The 21,997-nt window shown below is 60.2% G+C and carries 23 protein-coding genes and 1 riboswitch; of the genes, 18 read left to right on the forward strand and 5 right to left on the reverse strand.

Annotated features, from left to right (window positions below; genetic code table 11):
• Positions 1–45 precede the first annotated feature (45 nt).
• Positions 46–2,106, reverse strand: a complete 2,061-nt coding sequence (locus ACRDT3_RS16475) for an FAD-dependent oxidoreductase (protein ID WP_431494016.1) — start codon at positions 2,104–2,106, stop codon at positions 46–48.
• 327 nt (positions 2,107–2,433) lie between these two features.
• Here ACRDT3_RS16475 and ACRDT3_RS16480 point away from each other — a divergent pair, with 327 nt between their 5' ends.
• From ACRDT3_RS16480 to ACRDT3_RS16505, 6 genes are all read left to right on the forward strand, one after another.
• Positions 2,434–3,120, forward strand: coding sequence for a VOC family protein (locus ACRDT3_RS16480; protein ID WP_431494017.1), 687 nt, complete (start codon positions 2,434–2,436; stop codon positions 3,118–3,120).
• Positions 3,121–3,180: 60 nt separating this feature from the next.
• Entirely contained in the window at positions 3,181–3,900 is a 720-nt protein-coding gene (locus ACRDT3_RS16485; protein WP_431494018.1) for a lysoplasmalogenase, read from the forward strand.
• Positions 3,891–4,685: an alpha/beta fold hydrolase gene (locus ACRDT3_RS16490; RefSeq protein ID WP_431494019.1), complete on the forward strand. Its 795-nt coding sequence runs from the start codon at positions 3,891–3,893 to the stop codon at positions 4,683–4,685. The genes ACRDT3_RS16485 and ACRDT3_RS16490 overlap by 10 nt, the downstream gene beginning before the upstream one ends.
• 121 nt (positions 4,686–4,806) lie before the next feature.
• Positions 4,807–5,241 (forward strand): GNAT family N-acetyltransferase, encoded by a 435-nt coding sequence (locus ACRDT3_RS16495; protein WP_431494020.1) that lies wholly within the window; start codon positions 4,807–4,809, stop codon positions 5,239–5,241.
• Positions 5,242–5,272: 31 nt separating this feature from the next.
• Positions 5,273–5,704 carry an OsmC family protein gene (locus tag ACRDT3_RS16500; RefSeq protein WP_431494021.1) on the forward strand — a complete coding sequence of 144 codons (432 nt, stop codon included), beginning with the start codon at positions 5,273–5,275 and terminating at the stop codon, positions 5,702–5,704.
• Positions 5,705–5,998: 294 nt separating this feature from the next.
• Positions 5,999–7,219: a mechanosensitive ion channel gene (locus tag ACRDT3_RS16505; protein ID WP_431494022.1), complete on the forward strand. Its 1,221-nt coding sequence runs from the start codon at positions 5,999–6,001 to the stop codon at positions 7,217–7,219.
• An 83-nt stretch (positions 7,220–7,302) separates the two neighbouring features.
• Here ACRDT3_RS16505 and ACRDT3_RS16510 read toward each other — a convergent pair whose 3' ends face one another.
• Positions 7,303–8,262 carry a GNAT family N-acetyltransferase gene (locus ACRDT3_RS16510; RefSeq protein WP_431494023.1) on the reverse strand — a complete coding sequence of 320 codons (960 nt, stop codon included), beginning with the start codon at positions 8,260–8,262 and terminating at the stop codon, positions 7,303–7,305.
• 79 nt (positions 8,263–8,341) lie between these two features.
• A riboswitch (TPP riboswitch) is annotated at positions 8,342–8,446 on the forward strand.
• Here ACRDT3_RS16510 and thiO point away from each other — a divergent pair.
• From thiO to ACRDT3_RS16545, 7 genes are all read left to right on the forward strand, one after another.
• Positions 8,444–9,541 carry a glycine oxidase ThiO gene (thiO, locus tag ACRDT3_RS16515; protein WP_431494024.1) on the forward strand — a complete coding sequence of 366 codons (1,098 nt, stop codon included), beginning with the start codon at positions 8,444–8,446 and terminating at the stop codon, positions 9,539–9,541. It overlaps the preceding riboswitch by 3 nt.
• A 26-nt stretch (positions 9,542–9,567) precedes the next feature.
• The gene (thiS, locus tag ACRDT3_RS16520) at positions 9,568–9,813 is read left to right on the forward strand and encodes a sulfur carrier protein ThiS (RefSeq protein WP_431494025.1); all 246 of its coding nucleotides are present in this window, start codon (positions 9,568–9,570) and stop codon (positions 9,811–9,813) included.
• A gap of 2 nt (positions 9,814–9,815) precedes the next feature.
• Positions 9,816–10,637 carry a thiazole synthase gene (locus tag ACRDT3_RS16525; RefSeq protein WP_431494026.1) on the forward strand — a complete coding sequence of 274 codons (822 nt, stop codon included), beginning with the start codon at positions 9,816–9,818 and terminating at the stop codon, positions 10,635–10,637.
• On the forward strand, positions 10,634–11,779 hold the full coding sequence (moeB, locus tag ACRDT3_RS16530; protein WP_431494027.1) for a molybdopterin-synthase adenylyltransferase MoeB: 1,146 nt from the start codon (positions 10,634–10,636) through the stop codon (positions 11,777–11,779). The genes ACRDT3_RS16525 and moeB overlap by 4 nt, the downstream gene beginning before the upstream one ends.
• Positions 11,780–11,984: 205 nt before the next feature.
• Positions 11,985–12,521, forward strand: a complete 537-nt coding sequence (locus ACRDT3_RS16535; protein WP_431494028.1) for a GNAT family N-acetyltransferase — start codon at positions 11,985–11,987, stop codon at positions 12,519–12,521.
• Between the two features lie 147 nt (positions 12,522–12,668).
• Positions 12,669–14,576 carry a translational GTPase TypA gene (gene typA / locus ACRDT3_RS16540; RefSeq protein ID WP_431494029.1) on the forward strand — a complete coding sequence of 636 codons (1,908 nt, stop codon included), beginning with the start codon at positions 12,669–12,671 and terminating at the stop codon, positions 14,574–14,576.
• The gene (locus ACRDT3_RS16545; RefSeq protein WP_431494030.1) at positions 14,557–14,994 is read left to right on the forward strand and encodes a hypothetical protein; all 438 of its coding nucleotides are present in this window, start codon (positions 14,557–14,559) and stop codon (positions 14,992–14,994) included. The genes typA and ACRDT3_RS16545 overlap by 20 nt, the downstream gene beginning before the upstream one ends.
• Positions 14,995–15,057: 63 nt before the next feature.
• On the opposite strand, the gene ACRDT3_RS16550 is transcribed toward ACRDT3_RS16545, so the two are convergent.
• Complete coding sequence (locus ACRDT3_RS16550) at positions 15,058–15,567, reverse strand: helix-turn-helix domain-containing protein (RefSeq protein ID WP_431494031.1); 510 nt, start codon at positions 15,565–15,567, stop codon at positions 15,058–15,060.
• A gap of 125 nt (positions 15,568–15,692) precedes the next feature.
• Complete coding sequence (locus ACRDT3_RS16555; RefSeq protein WP_431494032.1) at positions 15,693–15,935, reverse strand: hypothetical protein; 243 nt, start codon at positions 15,933–15,935, stop codon at positions 15,693–15,695.
• A gap of 214 nt (positions 15,936–16,149) precedes the next feature.
• Here ACRDT3_RS16555 and fdxA point away from each other — a divergent pair, with 214 nt between their 5' ends.
• The 4 genes from fdxA (at position 16,150) to ACRDT3_RS16575 (ending at position 19,736) form a co-directional block, all read left to right on the forward strand.
• On the forward strand, positions 16,150–16,473 hold the full coding sequence (fdxA, locus tag ACRDT3_RS16560) for a ferredoxin (protein ID WP_013349521.1): 324 nt from the start codon (positions 16,150–16,152) through the stop codon (positions 16,471–16,473).
• 12 nt (positions 16,474–16,485) lie between these two features.
• A complete protein-coding gene (gene dapC, locus ACRDT3_RS16565; RefSeq protein WP_431494033.1) occupies positions 16,486–17,601 on the forward strand; it encodes a succinyldiaminopimelate transaminase in 1,116 nt (371 codons plus the stop codon).
• Between the two features lie 98 nt (positions 17,602–17,699).
• The gene (locus ACRDT3_RS16570; RefSeq protein WP_431494034.1) at positions 17,700–18,986 is read left to right on the forward strand and encodes a citrate synthase; all 1,287 of its coding nucleotides are present in this window, start codon (positions 17,700–17,702) and stop codon (positions 18,984–18,986) included.
• A gap of 141 nt (positions 18,987–19,127) precedes the next feature.
• Entirely contained in the window at positions 19,128–19,736 is a 609-nt protein-coding gene (locus ACRDT3_RS16575) for a hypothetical protein (RefSeq protein WP_431494035.1), read from the forward strand.
• 62 nt (positions 19,737–19,798) lie between these two features.
• Here ACRDT3_RS16575 and dapD read toward each other — a convergent pair whose 3' ends face one another.
• Complete coding sequence (dapD, locus tag ACRDT3_RS16580; protein ID WP_431494036.1) at positions 19,799–20,752, reverse strand: 2,3,4,5-tetrahydropyridine-2,6-dicarboxylate N-succinyltransferase; 954 nt, start codon at positions 20,750–20,752, stop codon at positions 19,799–19,801.
• A gap of 82 nt (positions 20,753–20,834) precedes the next feature.
• Here dapD and dapE point away from each other — a divergent pair, with 82 nt between their 5' ends.
• Entirely contained in the window at positions 20,835–21,911 is a 1,077-nt protein-coding gene (gene dapE, locus ACRDT3_RS16585) for a succinyl-diaminopimelate desuccinylase (protein WP_431494037.1), read from the forward strand.
• Positions 21,912–21,997: the final 86 nt, after the last annotated feature.

Consider the following 21,997-nt stretch of genomic DNA (forward strand, 5'->3'; position numbering starts at 1 on the left):
GGATGCTGCCGGCCCGCTGCCTATGGGCGTGCAAGGTGCATCGGCCTACAGGTCGGCGGTGGCCTTCCACGCTGAGTGCACGGCACCGTGGATGTAGTTGACCGTGCTGGCATCGCCGATGACATCGACGCTGAATCCGGCACCACGCAGCTGATCGGCTACCGGTGCGGCACTGGTGGTGCCATCGGCATAGATGACCATGTCGGCCGGGGCGCTGAACTGCTCTTCGCCTTCGGACCATTCCACGGTCTTCTCGGTGATGCGGGTGACCGAGACATTGCGGTGGATCTTCACGCCATGCGCGAGATTGTCCTTGACCGCGGTCCAGCGGCGCGGCATGGCCAGCGGCAAGCCCAGCTGCTGGCTCTCATGGACCAGGGTGACGTTGCGGCCGCGTTCGGCCAGGAACTCTGCCAGTTCCAGGCCCACCAGCGAGCCGCCGATGACTACAACGTCCTTGCCCATTGGCAGCCAGAACTTGGTGAACTGGCGAACGAATTCCGGGGACTTGGTCAAGCCCGAGAGCCGTCCGAGCTTGCCCATGGTGCTCAGCACCAGTCCGGCTTCCTCGGCCGTAGCGGTACCCAGCATCATGGCGCGCAGGGTGTCGCCGGTCTGCACGTTGGGCAGGTCTCCGCCCGGCATGTCCGGCTTTGGACGCACGGCGCCGGTAGCGACAATGACGTGGTCCGGGTTCAGCTCCCGGATGGTTTCCACGGTGGCTGGGGTATTGAGCTTCACCGCGACCCGCAGGCGCTTGAGCTCGGATTTCAGCCAGCGCAGCAGGCGCTCGTTATCCGGGGTGGTCATGGTGGAGAACCACATGGTCCCGCCCAAGCGGTCGGCCTTGTCGATGATGGTTACGCGGTGCCCGCGCTCGGTGAGCAAGCGTGCGCTCTCCATGCCCGAAGGGCCCGCGCCAACCACAACAACATGCTTCGAGGCGCTTGCCGGCTTCAGTGGCAGCAGCTTCTCGTTGCCCAGCGCCGGGTTCACCGCGCAGAACGGGGTGTCATCGAAGAAGTTCTCCGCCACGCACAGGTAGCAGTTGATGCATGGGCGCACCTGGTCAAGCTTTCCGTCGCGCAGCTTGTTGGGAAGCTCTGGGTCGGCCAGCAGCTGGCGTCCCATGGCGGCGAAGTCCACCTTGTTCTGGGCGATCGCCTTCTCGGAAACGTCCGGGAGCATGCGGCCCACGGCGATCACCGGAATGGAAACGTGCTTCTTGATCTCCGCTGCATTCTCCAGATAGGCCCCGACCTTGTTCGGCAGCGGCCCGTCGGTGAAGTTGTCGAAGGGGTTGCGTCCCCAGCCGGTCACGTGGATTCCGTCAGCGCCTGCGGCTTCGAACATCTTTGATGCCTCGATGGATTCGGCAAGGCTCAACGCGCCCTCCTGGCCGTATTCCTCTCCGGCCACGCGCACCAGGATCGCCAGGGAATCTCCCACGCGTTCCTTGACAGCGGCGATGACCTGGCAGGCCAGGCGGGCACGGTTTTCCAGCGAGCCTCCGTACTGGTCGGTGCGTAGGTTGTCGCGCTGGTTCAGGAAGACGCCGAGGATGTAGCCGTGTGCCGCGTGGATCTCGATGGCGTCCGCTCCGCCCTTGGCTACGCGTTCTGCTGCGTCGGCCCAGGCGGCGATCAGCCAGTCGATGTCCTCTTGGGCCATCTCGTGGTAGCTGGCTTGCCTGCCCTTGGTGGCAGCGCCCATCTTGGCGAGTTCCTCGGGGGTGCAGTCGGCCAGCGCGGTCATGGAGTAGCTGTAGTCCGGCTTGTTCGGCGCCATGAGCGGACGGCCGTTGGCGGTATCGACGCGTGCTACCTTGCCGTGGTGGGTGGACTGGATGCACAGCTTGGAGCCTGCAGCGTGGATGGCGTCAGCCAGAGCCTTGATGCCCGGGATGTACTTGTCGTCTGACAGCCCCGGTTCCTTCATCGAGGCCGCTCCGTAAGGGAAGGCGATAGCGCATGCGCCGGTGATGACCAGTCCGGCTCCGCCTGCGGCACGCGCGACATAATGGTCGATTTCCGATTGCTCGATTTCACCGCCCTCGGAAACGTTCATGTCCATCGCCGGAAGGACAATGCGGTTAGCGGTGCTCATGGGCCCGATCCGGCCCTCTGACATTAGGTGGGGGAAAACCTTGTTGCTCATGGCAACATAATACCGGCGGAAAATACTCCGACTTTCGCGAGGAGGCTCTCAGAATTGGAATTAGTGCAACGAAGTTTAATTACTTGATCAAATTCGGCCAAGTCATCGCTACTGAGAAAATTCTGATCGATCCTAATTCCAGCAGAAAGTCTGCGAAAAGAAATTCTGTTTCCCTTGCCTAAGTCAACGATAATTAATTTCCATATATGGGTATTATTAGACGCTTCAGCGGATGCCAAAAAGTGACCTGCATCACCGCGACGGTAGGCTGGAAGCATGTACTGGGAAAATATTGTCTTCGATGCCGAGAGTCCGAAGCAGCATGGAGAATTCTGGGAGAATCTGCTCAAGAGCCAAATGCTGACCGATGACGCCGGCGGCTATGAAACCCGCCTGCAGTTGCCCGGGTCGCGTTACCTGGATTTGTGCTTCCCCACGGTCCAGGACCCGGACCGGGCTCAACAGCGCGTGTACCTGATCCTCGGAACCGGCGCCCATCTCACCCAACGCCTTGGCAACGCGCACCAGGATGCATTGGAATCCAGGCTCGATGCCGCTGGAAACGAATTTCTGCTCAGTGCCCGCGACGAGGAAGCAAGCGGCTTGGTGCTCGAAGCCCTGCAACTGGCCTGCGCTGACCCGGCTGACGATGCAGAATTCTGGAAGCAGCTGCTTGGCTGGGAAATCGTAGCGCGATCCCCAATGGCTCTGGCCCATCCATCAGGGGCGGGCCCTCGACTGGTCCTTGTCAGCGAAGGTTCACCCAAGGCTACGGCGAAGAATGCGATCCACCTGGATCTGCGTCTTGAGCAGGTGGAGAGCATGGAGGACGCGCTTGGAACCATACGCGCCTTGGGCGGCAAAGAACTGGACAGGCCATGGGGCACGCTGCCATGGCGGGTATTCCAGGACCGCTCTGGAAATGAATTCTGCGTCCTGCCAGCGTCGCCATCCCACCGGTGATTGAACCAGCAAGGCTCCGGGACCACCAAGCGCGGTCATCGGCACTACCAAAGGAAGAAAGTGCAACCACACCGAGGCAATGAGCACACCCTGGCAGTTCTCCCGAGGTGGTCGCGCCCCGGGATCGTGGTGCTGGCGCTCCTGCTCGCAACTGCCACCCATTTGCTGGCACAACTGTACTGGCCCTCGGGGCTGCTGGCGGACGCCACGCAGATCCTGCTGATGCCGCTGCTGGCAGGAACAGTTCTCGCCCTCACCACCTCGCCGCGTGGCAAACTGATCCGGCTCGTGCTGATAGCCCTCTTCTTCTCCTGGGCTGGCGACACCTTGCCCCGGTTCATGGACGGCGACCCTGCATTCCTGGCCATGGTTAGCGCATTCCTGATCGCGCAGTTCTTCTACATCGCCGCCCTGGCACGATATTGGAAATCCTCGATACTGCGCCATTGGTGGATGCCGCTTCCTTACCTTGCCGCTTTTGCCGTCTTGCTGGTCCTCTGCTCACCCGGTGCAGGAGCGCTGCTCGCCCCGGTGATCATCTATGGCCTGGCGCTGATAGCGATGGCCATCCTCAGTACCGGACTGGGACCGATCGCGGGCTTCGGCGGCGCAATATTCTTCCTCTCCGATTCCTTGATCGCCCTGCGCTCATTTACGGATATCGGCATCTCTGGAATGGGATTCTGGATTATGCTCACCTATGTAGCTGGCCAAGGGATGATCAGCTACGCTGCAAGCCAACGCGAGGCACAGGAGAAAAGCACGGTGAAATGCAGGTAACCCCAAGGAGCAGGATCCCGTTGTTCATGGTGCATGGCAACGGAGTAGACCACCGCATTCTCAAGCCGCTGGAAGCAGAGCTGGAGAACGCGCAGATCTTCGACTTGCACTACATCGACCTGCCTGGGTTCGGGACCTGCCCGCCGCTTGGGAACCGCGGGGGACTGCCAGAACTTGCAACATGGTTGGAGGAGCTGATCAGGCAAACCGCGGGAGAGAGGCGATTCGCGCTGCTGGGCAACTCCCTTGGCGCCTTGCTCTGCCAGGAGATGGCCGACAGGTTTCCCGGCCAAACCCAGGGGCTATTCCTCCTGGCCCCAGTGGTCTTTCCCGATGCCGCGCAGCGCACTGTGCCGCAACCGCAGGTAGCAGTCGAGAATCCCGGGCTGCTGGCCCAGCTTGATCCCCGCCAAGCGCAGCAATTCTCCGATATCGCCGTGGTGCAATCGCCGCAGTCATGGCAGAGCTTCGCGCAGTGGGTGCTGCCCGGGCTGGAATGCGCGAATTTGCGATCCATGGCCAAGCTTTCCAAGCGCTACTTCCTGGATCCACTGCCCGTGGAGCGTGAAAGCCAGCTGGATATTCCGGTAACAATCCTGTGCGGGAAACAAGACCACATCACCGGGTACCTGGATCCCGAGCGGCTGGCCCACCGATACCCTTCGCTGAGAATCTGCGTGCTTGATTCTGCGGGGCATAACGTGCACCTTGAACAGCCCGAGCAAGTCGCCGTCGAATTGCGGGGCTGGGCCCAACGCACGGGCCGCATGAATGCGCCAGCTTGAGCCGGAGAAAAGGCGCAAGCGGGTGTGCCGCAATGATCGATGAAAACTTGAGGAAACGCTGGCATCCAGCTACATTTCCAATCAGCAAGTACGGATTTGCTTGAGCATGAAGGAACATGGCGTGGAAGAAGTTCTCGTGCTGCGCGAGCTGGTGAGCGTGGATGAAGTGCCTGACCTGTTGGACATCTGGCGCAGTTCGGTGGAGCGCCGGGGCGACTTCCTCTCGGCTGCGGATATTGATGCCGTGGCCGTCGCCTTGGAAGTAGTCTATAGCCAGGCGGTGACCGTCAGGATTGCCCAGCAAGGTCAGCGCATTGTGGGCTTTGCCGCATGGAGCGCTACACGCATCGAGCTGCTCTGGGTGCGGCACAGCGATCGCCAGAAGGGCGTAGGGCGCATCCTGCTGGATGCGATCATCGCCAGTACTCCTGGCATCAGCATTCATCTGGATTGCCAGCGCCAGCCTGCCATTGCGTTCTTTGCCGACTGCGGGTTCGAGCCCGTTCCCGGGGGACCTGAAGCGTTGCCGCAACGAGTCGTGTTGCGCCACATGTAATCTTCAACCTGGATCGTGGCACGATAGATTCATGAGTGAAAATAGCCGTGAAATCCGTGAAGTCAGCATCGAACGCGTCGAAGCACGCAAGTACAAGGCCACCAGCCTCGAATCGGGTGCCAGCCTTGAATTCGGCCAGGGCGAAGGGCTGCTGACCCCGGTGGAGTTGCTGCTTGCTGCCATTGCCGGGTGTTCGGCCATTGATGTTGATGTGGCGACTACCCGGAGAAGCGAGCCCGAGAAGTTTGAAGTCAAGGCGGGCGGCTACAAGGTCTCTGAGGACTCGGCGAGCCGGATGGAGGACATTCATCTTGGCTTCGATTTGAAGTTCCCCGATACCGACGAAGGCCGCAAGGCAGCCGGCATGGTGGAGCGCATCGTCAAGCTGTCCCATGACAAATACTGCACGGTTTCCCGCACCGTTGAACTAGGCGCTTCGGTACAGAGCGAAATCATCAACTAAGCAACAGGACTTCCATCAAATCCCAGATTGATAAAGGTCAATGGCTGAATCCGCAATAGTTTCCAAGGCAATTCACGGGTTCGAGCGCAGTTGCGAACTTTCCAACATTGCGTGGATTAGTTGTCAGCAGTATCCGATTGTTCGGAATTCGTTGAATTGATCAAGATCTAGTCAGGTTTTCGCAATTCGAACTGTGTAAGTCCATTGATTCAAGCTGGGAGTATGGGTCTTTGCCCTAGTCAGCGGAGAACCTTCATCGTAGGGTCGGATTGTCCCTACGTTGAAGGAGCAGCAATGCAGTCTGAGAACGTTTTAGGCAATATCGACTGGGCGTCGATGCTACAAAAGGTTGGCATCGCGCTAATCATCCTCATCATTACGTGGCTTGTTGCGCGCATAGTTCGTTGGGCTGCCGCCAAGTTGGTGAACAGGGTGAAGTTCCTGCAAAAGCAGGGCAATGACGGAGAACAAATAGGCCAATCCCTGGGCAAGGTCGCGGGGTTGATTGTCTGGCTCTTCGGCCTCGTGGCAATCCTGCAAGTCTTCGCGCTATCTGAAGTGCTATCGCCGGTGCAGGGCCTGCTCGGCGGCGTCATGGCCTTCATTCCCAACCTCATCGGTGCGGGCTTCATCTTCTTCATTGGCTACGTAATCGCGAATATCGTTCGCCAGCTGCTGAAGACCGGTTTGGGAACTGTCGATTTCAGCGGGCTGGTCCGCAAGGTCACCCCAGGCAACGAACCAGTGGATGAAGTTCAGTCTCGCGAATCCCAAGCGAAGATCGTTGACATCATTGCCAACATCGTTTTCGCCTTGATCCTGCTGGTCGTCGCAATTTCGGCTCTGCAGGTCTTGGGCATCGCGGCAATTTCGGTACCTGCTCAGCAGATGCTGCAGCTGGTCTTCACCGCAATCCCACAGGTCATCATGGCCTTGGCGCTCTTGGCAGTGGGTATTCTGATTGCTAAGTTCGTCGGCCAGCTACTTGAATCCACCCTCCATGGCGTGGGTACCGACACTGTTGTTGCCCAGTGGGGCGTAGTTCCCGAGGGCAAGAGCGCTTCGGGAATCATCGCTGGCATCGTCAAGATTGCTATCGTGCTGTTCTTCGGCGTGATGGCAGCCCAGATGCTGAACTTCCCAGCGATTACCAACATCCTCAATGAAATCCTGGCCCTGGGCGGCAAGATCCTCTTCGGCGCAGCAATAATCGCCGCAGGTTTCGTTATCGCCAACGTTATTGGCCGCTTCTTGGGTGACACCACCGCTTCAAAGATCATCCGCTACACGGCAATTGCGCTGTTCGTAGCAATGGGCCTGAAGTACATGGGTATCGCCGATTCGATCATCAACATGGCCTTCGGTGCAATCGTCATTGGCGCAGCTTTGGCAGCGGCTCTGGCCTTTGGCCTCGGCGGTCGTGATGCTGCGGCTCGCACGCTGAGCAAGGTGGAGGCCAATCAGACCACCAATGGCCCGGACTCGACGCCACCGGCATCGAACCCAGGCATCTAACCACTAATCACAAAACTTGAGGGACAGATAAAAAGTCGCGGAATCCAAGCTCGGATTCCGCGACTTTTTTGATGCCCGCCAGGCTACCGTTGCGTGCCCCATGGCAAGGGCGTGACGGCAGAGCCGCGATCGGTACGCAACCGTGCGTAGGTGTGCACATCAATACGTTCTCCAGCAACCAGGAACTTGCCCCGCTCGACACCTTCGTGCAGGAAGCCGTTGCTTTCTGCTACATGCTTCGACCCGGGATTATTTGCCCGCAGGCCCAGCTCCAAGCGGTAAAGGCCCAGCTCGTCGAACAGGTAATCCGCCAAGGTTGCCACCGCTCTAGTGGCCAGCGACCTGCCCCGGTAATTCTGGTTCATCCAATACCAGACCCACGCGTTCTGATTTTCCGGATCTACCGTACCGCACACCAAGCCAACCAGCCGATCTCGATATGCGATGGCCAACGCCTGCTGGCGGTCCCCGGCCTCCAGCAGTGCGCGCACGTACGATTCGGCCTTTTGCGGGGAATCGGCGTCGCCCTGGCGCTTCATGTCGGGGTTCGAGGAAAACGCCTCAAAGACGGCGTCGGCATCCGAAAGGCGCAGCCATCGCACCGAGAATTCAGCGTCGGCAGGCTCGGCTTCCTTCGGTCCTGCAGGGGAAAGTGGCCGCGCGGCGGCCGTGCCCTGGTGGAAGAGCAGCTGCCAGCGGCCCTGCTCATGGATCCACAGCGAACTGCGCTCGCTGGGGGAACCAGAAAGCAACCTCCAGCGCAGCAGCACCAGCTGATCTGCAAGCTGGATAGCCACCGGGCTTTCGACCGTCAACGAGCCCGCATCCCGTGCCGGCTCCTGGGCAAGCTGGGCAATGATGGCCTCGCGATCATAGGTTCGCCCGCTGGCTCCCACCTCGGCGAACCGAGGATGCAAGCGTCGTTCCAATTGCGCCTGGCTATGGCGTTGGCTGGATTCCAGGAGTTCTTGCTCCAACGAGATGATGGCGTTGGACAGCGCAGAACCCTGGGGAAGCGCGATAGGGAAATCATGGGATGCCATGTCAGCAAGTACATCACAGAAGATGACGGATCTGCATTCAATAAAGTTCGCCTTTATGAGCTGCATCATGCTTATAATCGCAGTAATCCGCGGGAGCCTGAATCGACCAGGCTGAGAGGGCACCGAGCCGACCGCTACACCTGATGCGGGTCATGCCGCCGTAGGAAGGAAGCGTGCCCTTGTGCATGTCAACATTGTTGGCGCCGGGATTATTGGCCTGGCCGTCGCGTTCGAGCTGGAATCACGCGCACACACCGTCACTCTCATCGATCCAGCACCCGGTCAAGGTGCAAGCTACGCAGCGGCAGGAATGCTGGCCCCGGCAGCCGAAACGGTCTGGGGCAATGGCCCGCTGCACCAGCTGCTGGCCGCCTCGAATGCCGCCTATCCGCAATTCATCGAGCACATCGAATCGGTCACCGGGCAACGCCCGGACTACCTGCAAAACTCCACCCTCGTTGTCGCCGCAGAGCCTGCTGACCGCGAAGCCCTGCATGAGCTGACCGAACTGCAAATATCCCTGGGCCTATCAGCGCAAAAGCTCCTGCCCAGCCAGGCCCGCAAACTTGAACCAGCTTTGGCCGCCAATATTTCCGGCGCGGTCCTGTGCCAAGATGACCACCAAGTCGACCCTCGCTCCATCGTCAAGATCCTCTTGGAGCATCTGCGTCCGCACCTCATCGAGGAACGGGCGCAGGCCCTGGTGACCGACGGGAACCGGATCACCGCAGTGCGCACCGCATCGGGCCGAATCCTCGAAGCAGAGCAAACCATCGTGGCCACCGGTCTTGGCACACTTGGTGGCCTGAAAGAACTTCCACTGCGCCCGGTCTACGGGGACATCCTCCGGATCCAGGGGCCAGCAGGCCCGCCGCTCATCACCCGCACCATCCGCGGCATCGTGCACCGGGAGCCGGTGTATCTCGTGCCGAGAAAAGACGGCAGCCTCGTCCTTGGAGCCAGCGTTCGAGAAGACCGGCAACCGGCAGTGAACATTGGCGCCATGCACCTGCTGCTGGACAATGCGCGAAAGCTAGTCCCCGGCATCAGCGACTGCACGCTGAACGAGGCAACTGCCCGGGCACGTCCCGCCACGCCAGATGACCGGCCGCTGCTTGGGCGCCTTGATCCGGGCCTGCTGCTCTGCACCGGGTACTCCCGGCACGGCGTCCTGCTGGCCCCGCTGGGCGCAATGCTCACCGCGGATCTCGTCCACGGCAACCAAACCCACCCCTTGCACCAAGCTGTGGATCCCCACCGCTTTGCGAAAGCAAACTAGACAACTCACCGAACGGAGCAACAACCATGAAAAGCATTGGCATCAATTTCAATTCCCGGCAACTGAACCTGGACGAGGGGACCACCCTTCGCGAATTCATCAGCACGCAGATCGGCAAAGCACTGGACGCCAACTCGATGGCCGGTGACGGCAGCAAGCTCGGAGTTGCCGCCGCCGTCGATGGCGCTGTCATTCCACGCAGCGCCTGGAATAGCTACCTGCTGGCCGAAGGGCACAGCATTGAACTCGTTACCGCAGCCCAGGGAGGCTAGGCATGGAAACGCGCAACATCACCGACCTGGACATCCACAGCGACCCATTCCGGATCGCCGGACGCACCCTATCCTCGCGCTTGATCCTCGGCACCGGGGGAGCGAGTTCGCTGACTACCCTGGAAAGTGCCCTGCAGGCCTCCGGAACGGAACTGACCACGGTGGCCATCCGCCACTTCTCGGCGGCCGGTGCGGGCAACGTGTATGAACTGCTGCAGCGCAACAATGTGATTGCACTGCCCAACACCGCCGGATGCTTCACCGCCCGCGATGCGATCCTCACCGCGCACCTGGCCCGTGAAGCGCTGGAAACCAATTGGGTCAAGCTCGAAGTCATTGCCGATGAGCACACGTTGCTCCCTGACCCGCTGGAACTGCACGCAGCTACCGAGCAATTGGTGGCCGACGGGTTCCAGGTCTTCGCCTACACCAATGATGATCCGGCACTTGCCAAACGCCTGCAGGAAGCCGGCGTTGCGGCAATCATGCCGGCCGGCGCGCCGATCGGCTCGGGCCTGGGGATCTTGAATCCGCACAATATTTCCACCATCGTCTCGCGCGCGCAGGTGCCGGTGATCCTTGACGCCGGGGTGGGCACCGCCTCGGATGCGGCCCTGGCCATGGAACTCGGCTGCGACGCGGTGCTGCTGGCCAGCGCGGTGACCCGGGCGCACAACGCGCCGCTCATGGCCAGGGCCATGAAAGATGCGGTGCGTGCCGGGCGCGCCGCACGGCTCGCTGGCCGGATCCCGCGCCGAGATACCGCACTGGCATCCTCGCCGGCCGAAGGCATGATGCAGACACTGGTCGGTGACTTCTCGTGAGCCAGCCAGCATTGGTAGCACCCGGCGCGGAACTGGAACCGGAAGAACTGGCGCGTTACTCCCGGCACTTGTCCCTGCCCGGGGTGGGCGAAGAAGGGCAACGCCGCATCGCCAATGCCAAGGTGCTGGTCATCGGAGCCGGGGGCTTGGGCAGCCCCATTGCCAGCTACCTGATCGCTGCGGGGATCGGCGCCCTCGGGGTCGTGGACGACGACACCATCGAACTGTCCAATCTGCAACGCCAAACCATGCACCGGCAACAGGATGTAGGCCGCCTGAAAGTGGATTCGGTGCGGCGGATGGCCCACGAGCAGAACCGGAACGTCCAGATCATCGCCGTCGATGAAAAGTTGGATGAAACCAACGCCGTGGCACTTTTCAGTGAATATGACTTGGTCATCGACGGCAGCGACAACTTTGCCACACGGTACCTGGCCAATGATGCCGCGGAAATCACCGGCACCCCATTGGTGTGGGGAACCCTCTTCCAGTTCTCCGGGCAGGTGTCCGTCTTCGATCCGCGCACCGGTCCGATGCTGCGTGATCTTTTTCCTGAAATCCCCGACGCGGACTCAGTGCCCAGCTGCGCCGAAGGAGGAGTCTTTGGCGCACTGTGCGGGGTTATCGGTTCGGTGATGTGCACCGAGGCACTGAAGCTCATTACCGGGATCGGCACCACACTGAGTGGGAAACTTTGGCTCTACGATGCCCTGGAAGCCAACGTGCGGACCCTCGGCTTTGCCCGGGATCCGCAACGTGAGCCCGTGACCGGGCTGGGGGAGTACCAACCTGTTTCCTGCGCTATCGAAGGGCATGCCCCGGAGCTCACGGTTCAGCAGCTAGCAGAGCTGGAAGCAGGTGAACCGGTATTGCTGGTGGATGTGCGTGAAGCCTGGGAACGCGACATCATTGCGATCCCGCATAGCCAGCACCTTCCGCTCGCACAGCTGAAAGAACGCGGACTGGGAAAGCTCGCGCGCAGCGCTTCGGCGGTCGTATTCGTGTGCAAAACCGGCGTCCGTTCACAGCAGGCGGCGCGGGTCACCATTTCCGATTCGAAGGCAGGCATCCCGGTGTACAGCCTCAGCGGCGGAACCGTGGAATGGGCCAGGCAAGTGCAGGGGCAACAGGTGGCCTACTAGGACGCAGCTTGTTCCGGGGAGGGCAATCCACCAGTGGCCGGATTCTTGGCTGCATGCTCCGCCGGGGCGGCAGCTGGCTACCACTACCGGTGCGGCCCGAACGGGGAACTCCAGGGAATACCAGCTGCGTCTGATTCCTGGAGCAACCTTGCTAGGACCGCACTCATGGGAGCCGAGTTAGCTCTGGCATACTGGCGCTATGACTTTGGAAAATGCGCTGGAGATCCGTGAATTGGAAAGCCAAGACGAACAGCAGGCCATCGATGCCCATCACTTGATGCTTGGCGAAGATTTCGAATTCATGCCCACCTGGTCTGCATCGGAGGCCTGGGAGGACTATGTCTACCGGATGAAGGCAGGGCGCCGCGGCGAGCACATCCCCGAAGGGTGGGTGCGCTCGGCGCTGTTCGCCGCCTTTGACGAGGGAGATCTGGTGGGTCGTGTTTCCGTGAGATACGAACTCAATGAGGGCCTGCTTCAGGTCGGCGGACATATCGGCTATGGTGTAGTTCCCGAGTATCGTCGCCGTGGTGTGGCACAGGAACTGTGTAAATTTGGGTTGCAGGAACTTCGCGAATCAGGAATTGAACATGCGCTGGTTACCTGTGATTCCGATAACATCGGTTCAAAATCCACCATTGAAAGATGCGGCGGATTGCTGGACGCGGAACTTCCCGAAATTGAAGTCAACCTTGGCCCTAGCAAGCTGCGTTTTTGGATACCAACGCGGTCAATCCGCTGAATTTTTCGCGACTGGTACATGAAATTCCTGTATGTTCTGACACAGATCAACAGACTATGAGTCTCGAGCGCGTAAACTGGATTGTTGGGTCGACTTTGGCCCCGACTCCACAGACCCAAATTTTCGAGCGGAAGTGAGCCTTCACGCATGTCAGCAAACACCATTACTCGCGATGAACTTCGCAATGTAGCCATCGTTGCGCACGTTGACCACGGCAAGACCACTATGGTCAACGCAATGCTCCAGCAGACTGGCGCATTCGACAGCCATGGTGAAACCGAAGACCGCGTGATGGACTCAGGTGAGCTGGAACGCGAGAAGGGCATCACCATTCTTGCTAAGAACACCACCGTGTTCTACAGCGGCCCAGCAGCCGAGGGCAAGAAGATGGTCATCAACGTCATCGATACCCCAGGCCACGCCGACTTCGGTGGCGAGGTGGAACGCGGCCTGTCCATGGTTGACGGCGTTGTTCTGCTCGTCGACGCATCCGAGGGCCCGCTGCCGCAGACCCGCTTCGTGCTGCGCAAGGCACTGAGCGCCAACCTGCCAGTAATCATCGTGGTCAACAAGACCGACCGCCCGGACTCCCGCATCGATGGCGTCATCTCCGACTCCATGGATCTGCTGCTGGGCCTGGCTTCGGACCTGGCTGATGAAGCTCCGGACCTGGATCTGGACGCCATCTTGAACGTTCCTGTGGTCTTCGCTTCGGGCAAGGCCGGCTACGCTTCGATGAACCAGCCAGTTGACGGCACCCTGCCGGACAACGAAGATCTTGAGCCGCTGTTCGAGACCATCATCAAGCACGTTCCTGCACCGACCTACACCGAAGGTGAAGTCCTGCAGGCCCACGTCACCAACCTTGACGCTTCGCCATTCCTTGGCCGCCTGGCTCTGCTGCGCATGATCAACGGCACCTTGCGCAAGGGCCAGCAGGTTAACTGGGCTCGCCAGGATGGCACCATGAAGCAGGTCAAGATCACCGAACTGCTTGCCACCCAGGGCCTGACCCGCGTTCCAGCTGAAGAAGCTGGTCCAGGCGAGATCGTTGCAGTTGCCGGTATCGAAGACATCATGATCGGCGAGACCCTCACCGACCTTGAGAACCCTAAGCCACTGCCACTGATCACCGTTGATCCACCTGCGATCTCGATGACCATCGGCATCAACACCTCGCCACTGGCTGGCAAGGTCAAGGGAGCCAAGGTCACCGCACGCCAGGTCAAGGATCGCCTGGACAAGGAACTGATCGGTAACGTTTCGCTGAACATCCTGCCTACCGAGCGTCCAGACGCTTGGGAAGTCCAGGGCCGTGGCGAATTGGCACTGGCCATCCTCGTTGAGCAGATGCGCCGTGAAGGCTTCGAGCTGACCGTTGGCAAGCCGCAGGTTGTTACCAAGATGGTCGACGGCAAGGTCCACGAGCCAATGGAACGCATGACCATTGACGTGCCGGAAGAGTACTTGGGTGCTATCACCCAGCTGATGGCATCGCGCAAGGGCCGCATGACCGACATGGCTAACCACGGCACCGGCTGGGTTCGCATGGAATTCATGGTTCCTGCACGTGGCCTGATCGGCTTCCGTACCCGCTTCATGACCGAAACCCGCGGCGCCGGCATTGCCGCTTCGCTGGCTGAAGGCTACGAGCAATGGGCCGGTCCGATCGAGTACCGCATCAACGGTTCGATTGTGGCGGACCGCGCTGGCGTGGTCACTCCGTTCGCGATGATCAACCTGCAGGAACGCATGAACTTCTTCGTGAAGCCAACCGAAGAGGTATACGAGGGCATGATTGTCGGCGAGAACTCGCGCGCCGATGACATGGACGTGAACATCACCAAGGAAAAGAAGCTCACCAACATGCGTGCAGCTTCCTCGGATAGCTTCGAGAACCTGACCCCACCGCGCAACCTGACCCTGGAAGAGTCGCTGGAATTCGCTCGCGAAGACGAGTGCGTTGAGGTTACCCCGGAAGCAATCCGCATCCGCAAGGTCCTGCTGCACGCCAACGACCGTGCCAAGGCTACCCGTGCACGCGCTCGCTCCTAATAAGCACAAATCCCTCGGCAGCAACCTCTCCGCGCTCTGGCGCGGTGCGGTTGCCGCCGTGGCAGCAGGATTGTTCGGCACCGCAATCCACGCCTCCATCAGCTATGTCGGAAACGATATCCCGCTGGTTTGGGGCGTGGTTCTCGCCTGGCTCCTGCTCGGAGTTCTGGTGTACTGGGCCGCGGTTTCTTCATCGAAGCTGTGGGCCGGTGCGCTGGGGTTTATCGGCTGCTATGTGACCGTTGGCCTGATTTCCTATGTGGGCGATGACCAGCTGATTTTGGGCATGCAGTACTACAAGTACCTGCCCGGACCGACGCTGGCCTCGGCCCTGTGGATGTACGGAATGGTTATTCCGTCGGTGATTGCCCTGCTGTGCTCCTTGCGAGTGCTGCGCAAGCAACGACACCAGAACTAAACACAGAAGGAGTTCTTCCCCAACGGGAAGAACTCCTTCTGTGTTTAATAAGCGAAAAGCGGATTACTGGTCTTTGCGCGCATTGCCGGTGATATCCAGGTGGTGAGCCAAGAACAGCGAGGTGGCAACGCCATCTGGATCCGGATCCCGCACCGCGTAGTCCTCGATGACTGCGCGCAGCCGGCTCATCAGATCCTTCTGGTTCTCTTCATTGAGTTTCAGGCCCAAACGGATTACCTGTATCTCCTGGGGATCAAGTCCCTCGATTTCCTGCAGGAAGGTGTCCACCAGCATGGGGGCCGCGTCGGGAATGCGGGTGCCCCAGGACTGCTTGGTGCTGCGGTAGGGCACTTCTTTGGCGCCACGGTTGCCTCGGCGTGGTTCTTCTGCCGCGAGGTAACCGTTGCTGACCAGGGTTCGCACGTGATGCAAGGACGTGGCGGGATTCAAATCGAGAATGTCCGCAATTTCCTTGTTCGTTCGTGGCTCATGGAGGCACAAGCGCAAGATGCGAAGCCTCAGCGGGGAGCTGAGGGCTCGTGCTCGCGATTGGACAAGTTTATCGGAGGGCATGAAAACAGCATACGCGAAAAGGGCTGAGTGATTGGCAGATTCAAATCACATGTCGTCCCAAGCGGTACGGGTGTGCCCGCGGCAGGAACCCGTGAAAGCCGGCAAATTGCGCGGCTTCCAGGGTGTTACTCGGTGCGAGGAGCACGGGGCCTGCGGCGCGCCGGAGCTGGCGGCACTCGCTTCGCATGGGTGATCGCGGCGCGGGGGATGCGTTCCAGCTCAGCACGGGTTTGGATGCTCACCGATTCCTCAGTTACTTCCTGCAACTCGCCCAAGGCATCGGAAAAATGCTCACCGGCCCGGCCATCGGCCAAGCGGTAGCGGACAACAAGCCGTTCACCGGGCGTCACATCACTAAAACTAAGCATTTGGAAGCGTCATCTTTTCGTAAGAAGAATTCATCTGGACCCCGGGAAGCTGAAATGTGAATGGTCGATTACGTCACAGCGAGCCAATGGGCGGTCCGATGCATGGGTATCAGGACTAGACTGTAGTTTGAGCTGGTAAAGGATTCAAAGAGCATCTGAGGAAACCACTAGCTCCTGTTGAAACCACCCAGTGCAAGGAAAGGTCTCGGCCCTCGTGACTTACATCATCGCTCAGCCGTGCGTCGACGTTAAAGACAAGGCGTGCGTCGAAGAGTGCCCGGTAGATTGTATCTATGAAGGTGAGCGCTCGCTCTACATTCACCCGGATGAATGCGTTGACTGCGGCGCCTGCGAACCTGTCTGCCCCGTTGAAGCCATCTACTACGAAGATGATGTGCCGGATGAATGGGCCGACTATTACAAGGCAAACGTCGACTTTTTCGACGAACTTGGATCCCCGGGCGGCGCCGCTAAAATTGGTAACACCGGCACTGACCACCCACTGATCAGCGCCTTGCCACCACAGAACCAAGGCTAGGTTTTCACTTTTATGCTTGAGCTCCCCGATTACCCCTGGAACCAGCTTGCCCCGTACCGCGAGCAAGCATCCGCGCATCCGGGGGGAGTCGTGGACCTGTCGATCGGCACGCCGATCGATGGCACGCCGCAGCTGATCCAGCAGGCGCTGGCCGAGGCAGCGGACTCGCACGGCTACCCGACCACGCACGGCACGATTGAAGTTCGCCAGGCCATCGTCGACTGGTTCGCCCGCCGCCGCAATGTCACCGGTTTGAGCACCGATGATGTCATGCCAACGGTCGGCTCCAAGGAAATGGTGGCATGGCTGCCGCTGTTCCTGGGCCTGGGCTCCGGTGATATCGTGGTCCGTCCCGAGATCGCCTATCCCACCTATGACATCGGCGCCCAGCTGGTCGGCGCGACCCCCATCGCCACCGACGACCTTTCGGAATTGACTGCTGAGCAGCGCGAACGCGTGAAGCTCATCTGGGTCAACTCGCCAGGCAACCCGACCGGCAAGGTCCGCGATACCGCCCAGCTGGCAGGCATCGTGGCCCAGGCCCGTGAAATGGGTGCCGTCGTGGCCTCCGATGAGTGCTACGCGGAACTGGGATGGGATGAATACGAGGGCCAGGTGCCAAGCGTCCTGGACCCGGAGGTCAACGGCGGAAACCTCGATGACCTGTTCGCCCTGTACTCGCTGTCCAAGCAGTCAAACCTCGCCGGATACCGCGCCGCCTTCGTTGCCGGCGCCCCGAATCTGATGCCAACCCTGGTCAACAGCCGCAAGCATGCGGGCATGATCGTGCCCGGTCCGATCCAGCACGCCATGGTAGTGGCATTGAATGACGACGCGCATGTCGCGGCGCAGCGCGAGCTGTACCGGGCACGCCGGGCCATGCTGCGGCCGGCGCTGGAGAACTTCGGCTTGGCCATCGAGGATTCGGTGGCCGGCCTCTACCTGTGGTGCACCGCTGGGCGTCCAAGCTTCGAAACCATCGGGGCACTGGCGGAACTGGGCATCGTTGCCGGTCCTGGCGTCTTCTACGGCACCGCGGGGGAGCGCCATGTGCGCGTGGCCCTGACCGCGTCCGATGAACGGATCGCGGCTGCCGTTGAACGGTTGAATTCTTCCGCCAACCGGTGAAGATGACACCCTAATTAGCTTGAATGGGTCAAATCGCGGTATGTTCTACGGTGACGACTGACCTTTCGGAACTACACGCTTTCCGGTTAGGAGATGCAATGACAGATACCACGTCTGCACAGCTACACTTTGGAGAATCCAACCTCGAGCTGCCAGTAATACAGGCAGCAGAGGGCAATGACGGATTTGGCGTAGCCCCACTTTTGAAGACTACCGGGAACGTGACTTACGATCCCGGCTTCATGAACACCGCGGCTACCAAGTCCGCGATTACCTACATCGACGGTGACGCAGGCATCCTGCGCTACCGCGGTTACCCAATCGAGCAGCTGGCCGAGAAGTCCAGCTTCATCGAGGTAACCTACCTGCTGATCTACGGCGAACTGCCAACTGCTGATCAGCTGGCCGAGTTCGACAACTCGCTGCGCCGCCACACCCTGCTGCACGAAGAGCTCAAGGGCTTCTTCGGCGGCTTCCCGCGCGACGCGCACCCGATGCCGGTATTGTCCTCGGCTGTTTCGGCCCTGTCGACCTGGTACCAGGATTCGCTGGATCCAAAGGATGACGCACAGGTTGAGCGTTCGACCCTGCGACTGCTGGCAAAGCTGCCGGTACTGGCTGCGTACGCGCACAAGAAGTCCATTGGCCAGGCACTGCTGTACCCGGACAACTCGATGAACATGGTCGAGAACTTCCTGCGCCTGTGCTTCGGCACCGCTGCCGAGCCCTACATTGCGGATCCGGACGTGGTCAAGGCCCTTGACCTGCTGCTGATCCTGCACGCTGACCACGAGCAGAACTGCTCCACCTCCACCGTGCGCCTGGTTGGTTCTTCCGAAGCCAACATGTTCGCTTCGGTTTCGGCAGGTATCCACGCGCTGTCCGGCCCAGCCCACGGCGGCGCCAACGAAGCCGTGCTGAAGATGCTGCGCGAAATCCAGTCTTCGGGAATCACCCCGGAAGAGTTCATGGCCAAGGTCAAGAACAAGGAAGACGGCGTACGCCTGATGGGCTTCGGCCACCGCGTGTACAAGAACTACGATCCACGCGCCAAGATCATCAAGAAGACCGCTCACGACCTGCTGGCAAAGCAGGGCAAGAACGAGCTGCTTGAGATCGCGATGAAGCTGGAAGAAACTGCGCTGAACGATGAGTACTTCATCTCGCGCAAGCTCTACCCGAACGTGGACTTCTACACCGGCCTGATCTACACCGCAATGGGCTTCCCGGAGAAGATGTTCACCGTGCTGTTCGCCATCGGCCGTCTGCCAGGCTGGATCGCCCAGTGGCGCGAAATGATCAAGGACCCAGAGCTGAAGATCGGCCGCCCACGTCAGCTGTACATGGGTGAAACCGCTCGCGACTACCCCGGCTACCAGGCCTAGGGCGAGTTTCCGGATTCCGGCGGCAGGACCTGTCTTTCCACGAAAGTGGGGGACAGGTCCTTCCCTGTTTTAAGCGGTACTTCGGGAGTATCCTATGAGGCAGAGGGAACGACAAGTGTGCCGAAGAGTCAGGTGGTATGCATGTACTTACGTCGTGGAAATAATTGGTCGCTGGCCATAAATACCAATCAGAATATGCTGATGGCGTTGTACCTGCGCGAACTGTCAGGCGTCCACCCCGCAGAGGCCGGACCCAACAGCCGGCTGGCTTCCAATATCAAGAACCGCAACACGATTGACGACTCGCACGGACAGCTCAAGCAGGAATGGAGCTCCTGGTGGGATTCGCTGACCGCGGTAGCTCCAGCCAAAGAACCGGCAGCCAGCGATGCACTGCTTGAACGGCTTGAAGAAGACGGCTACCCGGCACTGGCCCGGCTGGCCCGGGCGCACTACGGCCAAGCCACGGTTTTCGCCCAGCAGCATGCCCAGGACTTTGCAGAGAACAGTGGCAAGTACGTACCGCACCGCATGGATGAGCTGGAAAGAATCCTGATCGACCACGGGGTGGAACACGACATGCAATCCACCCGCCAGGAGATCCAGCTCATTGACGTGCCCTTGGACGAGCCCAGGGCATGGCTGACCGGCACAGCTACCATCGTGGCCAGTACGTCGCTGCTACGCGATTCCAAGGCCTTCCAGGGGTTCATACAGCCGATGGTGACCATCATCTTCCCCGGAGGATAGCCAAGCAATAAAAAACTGGCAGACCACATTCGTGATCTGCCAGTTAGGTTGCAGGACAAGAATTAGTTGGCGTGCAGGGCGCTGTTGAGCTCAACGGTCTGGCCAGCGCGCGGCAACGCCTCAACGGCGCCGGTGATCGAATTACGGCGGAAGAGCAGGTTCGGTACGCCGGAAAGCTCCAGCGCCTTGACCTGCTTCTCGCCCAGAACCACCCGGGTGCCAGCGGTGACGTACAGGCCAGCTTCTACTACCGAGTCATCACCGATGGAAATGCCTACGCCGGCGTTGGCGCCCAGCAGTACGCGTTCGCCAATGACAATGCGTTCCTTGCCGCCACCGGAAAGGGTGCCCATGATCGACGCGCCGCCGCCAACATCCGAACCATCGCCGACGACGACCGAAGCAGACACGCGGCCTTCCACCATCGAAGTGCCCAAGGTGCCGGCGTTGAAATTGACGAACCCTTCGTGCATTACGGTAGTGCCTTCGGCCAGGTGGGCGCCGAGGCGCACGCGGCCAGCGTCGGCAATGCGCACGCCGGCTGGGACCACGTAGTCGACCATGCGGGGGAACTTGTCCACGCCATACACGGTGACCGCACCACGGGCACGCAGCTTCAAGCGGGTCGTTTCGAAGCCTTCTACCGGGCAAGGGCCGAAATTGGTCCACACGACGTTTGCGAGGTGGCCGAAGATGCCGTCGAGGTTGATGCTGTTTGGCTGGACCAGGCGGTGCGAGAGCAGGTGCAGGCGCAGCCACACATCGGCGGTGTCAGCTGGAGCTACGTCAAGATTAATGGTCAGTGAAACGACCTTCTGGGTGGTGCCGCGGGCTGCATCGTCCTGCGCAGCGGCAGCGAGTTCACCGGAGAGCTCTTCAGCCTTGGCGAGTTCGCCCAAGACTGGAGCCGGGTACCAAACATCAAGGATCGTTCCATCGGATGCGACCGTTGCCAGGCCATGGGCTGAGGCTAAACGGACAGATGATTCGCTGGATGTCACAGATTCTGAAGTCATACACTGATCGTATCTTTGTTGCCCGGAGTAACGTTGATAAATGACAAAAAAGTGAAGCTAGAGACTCAGGACGTAGCCAGCCGTGAACGAATTGGACCTGCAGCAAGACGTTGCCCTGCTCACCGAGCAGATCATGAACATCGAATCCGTGTCAGGCAATGAGCAAGCGCTGGCCGACAAGGTGCACCAAGCGCTGCGGAAACTGGCGCACCTGGAGGTGCATCGTGACCAGGACGCCATCGTGGCGCGCACCAACTTCGGCCGTGAACGCCGTGTCGTGCTGGCCGGGCACCTCGATACCGTGCCATTGCCGCGCACCGAGGGCTCCAAGGGCACCGTGCCCGCAGAGGTCATCAACGGGGTGCTCTATGGCCGAGGTGCGACGGACATGAAAGGCGGGGTCGCCGTTCAGCTTGCGCTGGCCGCAGAATTGACCAACGCCAAATACGATGTCACCTACGTCTTCTACGACCACGAGGAAGTTGAAGCAGCCAAATCCGGTCTGGGGCGCCTGGCCAAGAACAGCCCGGAACTCCTGGAGGCCGACTTCGCAATCCTGCTGGAGCCGACCGATGGCACCGTCGAAGGCGGTTGCAACGGAACCAGCCGCTTCGTCATCCGCACCCGTGGCAAGGCAGCCCACTCGGGACGCGCCTGGATGGGGCATAACGCAATCCACGACGCGGGGGAGATCCTGCAGCGCCTGGCTGCCTACCAGCCCCGGACCATCACCGTTGAAGGCTTGGACTACCGTGAAGGCATCAACGCGGTCCGTGTCGCCGGTGGTATCGCAGGCAACGTGATTCCGGATTACTGCGAGGTGGAAGTGAACTACCGCTTCGCTCCGGACAAGACGCTGGCTGAAGCCGAGGCCGTGGTTCTTGACCTTTTTGACGGTTTTGAAATTGAGCGCACCGATGGCGCTGATGGAGCCAAGCCCGGATTGGACCAGGAGATCGCCGCGGACCTGATCAAGGTGCTGGGCCAAGAACCCAAGCCGAAATACGGGTGGACCGATGTTTCGCGTTTCTCTGCCCTCGGCGTCTCGGCAGTGAACTTCGGCCCGGGCGATGCGCTGCTGGCGCACAGCGATGATGAGCATGTGCCGCAGCAGGCCATTCGTGATTGCCTGCAGACCTTGCGCACCTGGTTGATCTAGTGGCGGCGTCGAGCTGAGCAGCCTTCGATGCAGCAAAAAATCTCCGTACCGTTTGGATCAAACGATACGGAGATTTTCTGGTTTCG

Origin of the sequence: Glutamicibacter sp. (assembly GCF_050701915.1) — a bacterium.
In the GTDB taxonomy this organism is placed as follows: Bacteria; Actinomycetota; Actinomycetes; order Actinomycetales; family Micrococcaceae; genus Glutamicibacter.